The organism is Streptomyces sp. NK08204 (assembly GCF_020400585.1).
GTDB lineage: Bacteria > Actinomycetota > Actinomycetes > Streptomycetales > Streptomycetaceae > Streptomyces.
Map to the genome: position 1 here is coordinate 1 of NZ_JAINVF010000051.1, position 5130 is coordinate 5130.

The 5130-nt window shown below is 72.3% G+C and carries 5 protein-coding genes; 1 reads left to right on the top strand and 4 read right to left on the bottom strand.

From position 1 onward, the window contains the following. A partial coding sequence (locus K7G59_RS34140; RefSeq protein ID WP_225840565.1) for a maltotransferase domain-containing protein occupies window positions 1–576 on the bottom strand: 576 nt, incomplete at its 3' end. Window positions 577–672: 96 nt separating this feature from the next. Beyond that, the gene (locus tag K7G59_RS35190; RefSeq protein ID WP_374114326.1) at window positions 673–1128 is read right to left on the bottom strand and encodes a zinc ribbon domain-containing protein; all 456 of its coding nucleotides are present in this window, start codon (window positions 1126–1128) and stop codon (window positions 673–675) included. 92 nt (window positions 1129–1220) lie between these two features. Between K7G59_RS35190 and K7G59_RS34150 the strand changes: the two genes are divergently transcribed. Further along, window positions 1221–3839 (top strand): glycosyltransferase family 1 protein, encoded by a 2619-nt coding sequence (locus K7G59_RS34150; protein ID WP_225840567.1) that lies wholly within the window; start codon window positions 1221–1223, stop codon window positions 3837–3839. An 18-nt stretch (window positions 3840–3857) separates the two neighbouring features. Here the strand turns inward: K7G59_RS34150 and K7G59_RS34155 are convergent, their stop codons facing one another. Together K7G59_RS34155 and K7G59_RS34160 are read right to left on the bottom strand one after the other, a co-directional pair. After that, on the bottom strand, window positions 3858–4379 hold the full coding sequence (locus tag K7G59_RS34155) for a DUF1990 domain-containing protein (protein ID WP_225840569.1): 522 nt from the start codon (window positions 4377–4379) through the stop codon (window positions 3858–3860). Window positions 4380–4451: 72 nt separating this feature from the next. Continuing rightward, the coding region (locus tag K7G59_RS34160) for a M4 family metallopeptidase (RefSeq protein WP_225840570.1) at window positions 4452–5130 on the bottom strand (679 nt) is incomplete at its 5' end.

A 5130-nucleotide genomic window follows, 5' to 3' on the forward strand; every position in this document is an offset into this window, starting at 1 on the left:
GTACCGGTCCAGCACCGCCTCCACCTCCGGCGCCAGCGCCGCCGCTAGCCGCCAGGCGGCCGGCCGGTTCTCGTTGCGCAGGGCCGCCACCGCCTCCCACAGCGGTCCGCGCTGCCGTTCCGGGACCCCGGCGACCGCACGCTCGTACAGCAGCGCGCCCTCCGCCAGGACGAGTTCGGTGTCGATCCCCGCCGGGATCTTGATCTGGGCCTGGTGCCGCCAGCTGGTGACCGGATCCGACCAGGCCTCCACCGTGTACGTCCAGTGGCCGGGTTCGCCCGCCGTGACCGTGGCGCCCCAGCGGTCGGTGCCCGGGGCCAGTTCCCGCATCGGTGTCCAGGGGCCGGCCCGGCCCCCGGGGTCCCGCAGGACGACGTTCGCGGCGACGGCATCGTGGCCCTCCCGGAACACGGTGGCCGACACCTCGAAGGACTCACCGGTCACGGCTTTGGCCGGCCTGCGCCCGCGCTGCACCACGGGGCGCACGTCGAGGACGGGGATCCGGCCCAGGGCCGTGGACGTAACCGGTGTCGCGTTCGTGGTCGGGGCAGCTGACGAGTGGTGCTGGGCTGACATGACCGCTCCTGTCCGCTTCAACGGGGGTTTTGGGCGGAGAGGCGTACCGCAGGAGCCTTCCACCCTATTCGGGTGGGCAATCCGGCACCTTGCTAACTACTCACGCGTATGTCGACATACGGCAAGAACGCCGTCCGGGGCGGCCGACGCGCCGGTCCCTGCGCCCCGCGCGTGCCACCGGAGCGCCCCGACACCCTGCCCCGTCATGACCCCACCGACCCCCCGGTAACCACTACGGTCGACGGGGAGGGATTCGACTCCGCACCCGGTGCAGGGGTAGGTACGTCCCGAAAGAGGAAGTGCGTGCTTGGTTCTCGCTCCGCAGCGTCCGCAGTCCGTGGTGGTGTGCGCAGGGTGCACCAGCGGCACGTCCCGCCCCTGCGTGCGGCCCGTCCCGAACAGGGCCTGCCCGGAGGCGCCGATCGCGGCGTCCGCCGCTTGCCCCGCCTTCCTCGGTTGCCGCGCAGACGAGGAAGGCCCGCAGGTCCCTCGACTCCCAGACCGTCTGTCACCCGGAGGGTGAGCGCGCCGCTGCTGAGACGGACCGCGCATCACCCTGACAGCGCATCGCCTCTTTCCGCCCTGCTCCGCAGGAGTTCGTCCCCTCCCCGGCCTGAAGCCTTCCTCATCCTTGGAGGTGCACTGTGAAGGCGATCCGTCGGTTCACCGTCCGTCCCGTCCTCCCCGACCCGCTCCGGCCGCTGAGCGACCTGGCACGCAATCTGCGCTGGTCCTGGCATGCCGAAACGCGCGACCTGTTCCAGTCCGTCGACCCCGAACGCTGGGCGAAGTCCGGGGGCGACCCGGTGCGGCTGCTGGGCAGCGTGTCCCCGGCGCGGCTGGCCGAGCTGGCCGGGGACCGGCGGTTCCTGCGCCGCCTCACCGCGGTCGCCGACGACCTGGGCGACTATGTGGCCGGCGAGCGCTGGTACCAGACGCAGGCCGAGGGGCTCCCGGCAGCCGTCGCCTACTTCTCCCCGGAGTTCGGGATCACCGCCGCGCTGCCCCAGTACTCCGGCGGCCTCGGCATCCTCGCCGGCGACCACCTCAAAGCGGCCAGCGACCTCGGAGTGCCGCTGATCGGGGTCGGCCTGCTCTACCGGCACGGCTACTTCCGGCAGACCCTCTCCCGGGACGGCTGGCAGCAGGAGCACTACCCGGTGCTCGACCCGAACGAGCTGCCCCTCACCCAGTTGAGGGACGACGACGGCTGCCCGGCGCGGGTCTGCCTCACGCTGCCCGGCGGCCGGGCGCTGCACGCCCGGATCTGGCTGGCGCAGGTGGGCCGGGTGCCGCTGCTGATGCTCGACTCGGACGTGGAGGAGAACGACCTCGGCGAACGCGGGGTCACCGACCGGCTCTACGGCGGCGGCAGCGAGCACCGGCTGCTGCAGGAGATGCTGCTGGGCATAGGGGGCGTGCGGGCCGTCAGGACGTACTGCGCGCTCACCGGGCACCCGGAGCCCGAGGTGTTCCACACCAACGAGGGGCACGCCGGCTTCCTCGGCCTGGAACGGATCGCCGAGCTGCACGACGCCGGGCTGGACTTCGACTCCGCACTGGAGGCAGTGCGGGCCGGAACCGTGTTCACCACCCACACCCCGGTGCCGGCCGGCATCGACCGCTTCGACCGGGACGTGATCGCCCGGTACTTCGGCCCCGACGCCGAACTCCCGCGCATCGACGTGCAGCGCATCCTGGCGCTGGGCATGGAGACCTACCCGGGCGGCGAGCCCAACCTGTTCAACATGGCCGTGATGGGGCTCAGGCTCGCCCAGCGGGCCAACGGCGTCTCGCTGCTGCACGGGCAGGTCAGCCGCGAGATGTTCGCAGGACTGTGGCCGGGGTTCGACGCCGAGGAGGTGCCGATCACCTCCGTGACCAACGGGGTGCACGCGCCGACCTGGGTCGCCCCGGAGGTGCTCGCCCTCGGGGCCCGGCAGGCCGGCGCCGCGTGCGCCGAGGACGCGCTGACCGTCGGCGGCACGGAACGCTGGGACGCGGTCGACGACATCCCGGACCAGGAGATCTGGGAGCTGCGCCGGGTCCTGCGCGAACAGCTGGTGCTGGAGGTGCGGGAGCGGCTGCGCGCCTCCTGGCGGCAACGCGGTGCCGCGGACGCCGAGTTGGGCTGGATCGACGGGGTTCTCGACCCCGGGGTGCTGACCATCGGCTTCGCCCGCCGGGTGCCGTCGTACAAGCGCCTCACCCTGATGCTGCGCGACCGCGACCGCCTGACGGAGCTGCTGCTGCACCCGCAGCGCCCGGTACAGATCGTCGTCGCGGGCAAGGCGCACCCGGCGGACGACAGCGGCAAGCGGCTCGTCCAGGAACTGGTGAGGTTCGCCGACGACCCGCGGGTGCGCCACCGCATCGTCTTCCTGCCCGACTACGGCATGGGGATGGCGCAGAAGCTCTACCCGGGCTGCGACGTCTGGCTGAACAACCCGCTGCGCCCGCTGGAGGCCTGCGGCACCAGCGGGATGAAGGCGGCACTGAACGGCTGCCTCAACCTCTCGGTGCTCGACGGCTGGTGGGACGAATGGTTCCAGCCGGACTTCGGCTGGGCCGTCCCGACCGCCGACGGCGCGGGCACCGACCCGGACCGGCGCGACGACATCGAGGCGGCGGCCCTGTACGACCTGCTGGAGCGGCGGGTCGCCCCCCGCTTCTACGAGCGCGGGCGGGGCGGACTGCCCGACCGCTGGATCACGATGGTCCGCCAGACGCTCACCCTGCTCGGCCCGAAGGTCCTGGCCGGCCGCATGGTCCGCGAGTACGTCGAGCGGCTCTACGCCCCCGCCGCCCGGGCCCACCGCACGCTGACCCCGGACACCGCGCGTGAACTGGCCGCGTGGAAGGCCCGGGTGCGCGCCGCGTGGCCCGGCGTGAGCGTCGACCACGTCGAGACGACGGAGACGACGGCCACGGCTGAACTGGGTACGAGCGTCGGCCTGCGGGTCAGGGTCGGGCTCGGCGAGCTGAGCCCGGACGACGTCGAGGTCCAGGCGGTGTCGGGACGCGTCGACTCCGAGGACCGCATCACCGACGCCACGACGGTCCCGCTGAAGCCGTCCGGCGCGCCCGACCTCGAGGGCCGCCTGGTGTACGAGGGCCCCCTCTCCCTGGACCGCACGGGCCCCTACGGCTACACGGTCCGCATCCTCCCGTCCCACCGCCTGCTGGCCTCGGCGGCGGAGGCGGGACTGGTGACGGTGCCGTCGGAGGAGGTGGTGGAGGGGGCGGGGGTGTTGCTGCGGTGAGGGCTTGTCCCTGGCCGCTCAGTCCTCGCGATCTCTGGTGGCCAGGTTCCGGAGCACTGTGCCGCACCGGCGGGCGTACGCGTGCTGGAGGCCTCGGGTTGCCGGGCCGCCGGCTCGGGCGTACCACTTCTGGGCACGGCTGAACGCGGCCACCGTGAGCCAGACCGTGCCGTCGCCGGTGCGGTCGACGACGAAGGCCTCCTCGCCGCACTCGGGGTGGCCCTCCAGCGTGCCGTAGGCCCAGCCGGCCCGGCGGGGTTCCTCGACCGTCCAGATGATGCGGCAGGGGGCCTTGATCAGGCCGGCGAGGGTGACGGTGACGTCGACGCCGGGGGCCGCGCGGTCGGCGGTGGCGTCGATGCCCACGCCCATCGCGCGGTGCATCTCCCAGGTGAGGACCGCCTCGGCGGCCCGGCGGAAGAGCTCCTGGCCCTCGCCGAGGCGGGTGCGTACCAGCATCGGGTGGAAGCCGGGCGGGCAGACGGTCAGGTCGTCGCGGGTCGCTCCGACCGGCTCGTAGGTGAAGGGCGCCGGGGACATGGGTCACAAGGGTAGGGCGGTACCCGGAAGGAACCTCTTCCGGGTATCGCCCTCAGCCCGTCCGGTCGCAGGTCAGCCGACGTTGACCGCGGACCAGGCCGCCGCCACCGCGTTGTACTCGGCGCTGCCGGAGCCGTAGAGGGCCGCCGCCGCGCTCAGGGTCGCCGTGCGGGCGCCCGCGTAGTTCGTGGTGGACGTCATGTACGTGGTCAGCGCCTTGTACCAGATCTGCAGCGCCTTGTCCCGGCCGATGCCGGTGACCGTGGAACCGTTGTAGGTGGGCGAGTTGTAGGACACCCCGTTGACGGTCTTCGCGCCGCTGCCCTCGGACAGCAGGTAGAAGAAGTGGTTGGCGACACCGGACGAGTAGTGGACGTCCAGGCTGCCCACGGACGAGGACCAGTAGTCGGCGGAGCCGCCGTCCTTGCTGGGCTTGTCCATGTAGCGCAGCGGGGTGCCGTCGCCGTTGATGTTGATCTTCTCGCCGATGAGGTAGTCACCGGGGTCGGAGGCGTTGTTGGCGTAGAACTCCACACCCGTGCCGAAGATGTCCGAGGTGGCCTCGTTCAGGCCGCCGGACTCACCGCTGTAGTTCAGGCCGGCGGTGTTGGCGGTGACGCCGTGGCTCATCTCGTGGCCGGCGACGTCGAGGGAGGTCAGCGGGTCGGTGTTGTTCGCGCCGTCGCCGTAGGTCATGCAGAAGCAGCTGTCGCTCCAGAAGGCGTTCACGTAGCCGTTGCCGTAGTGGACG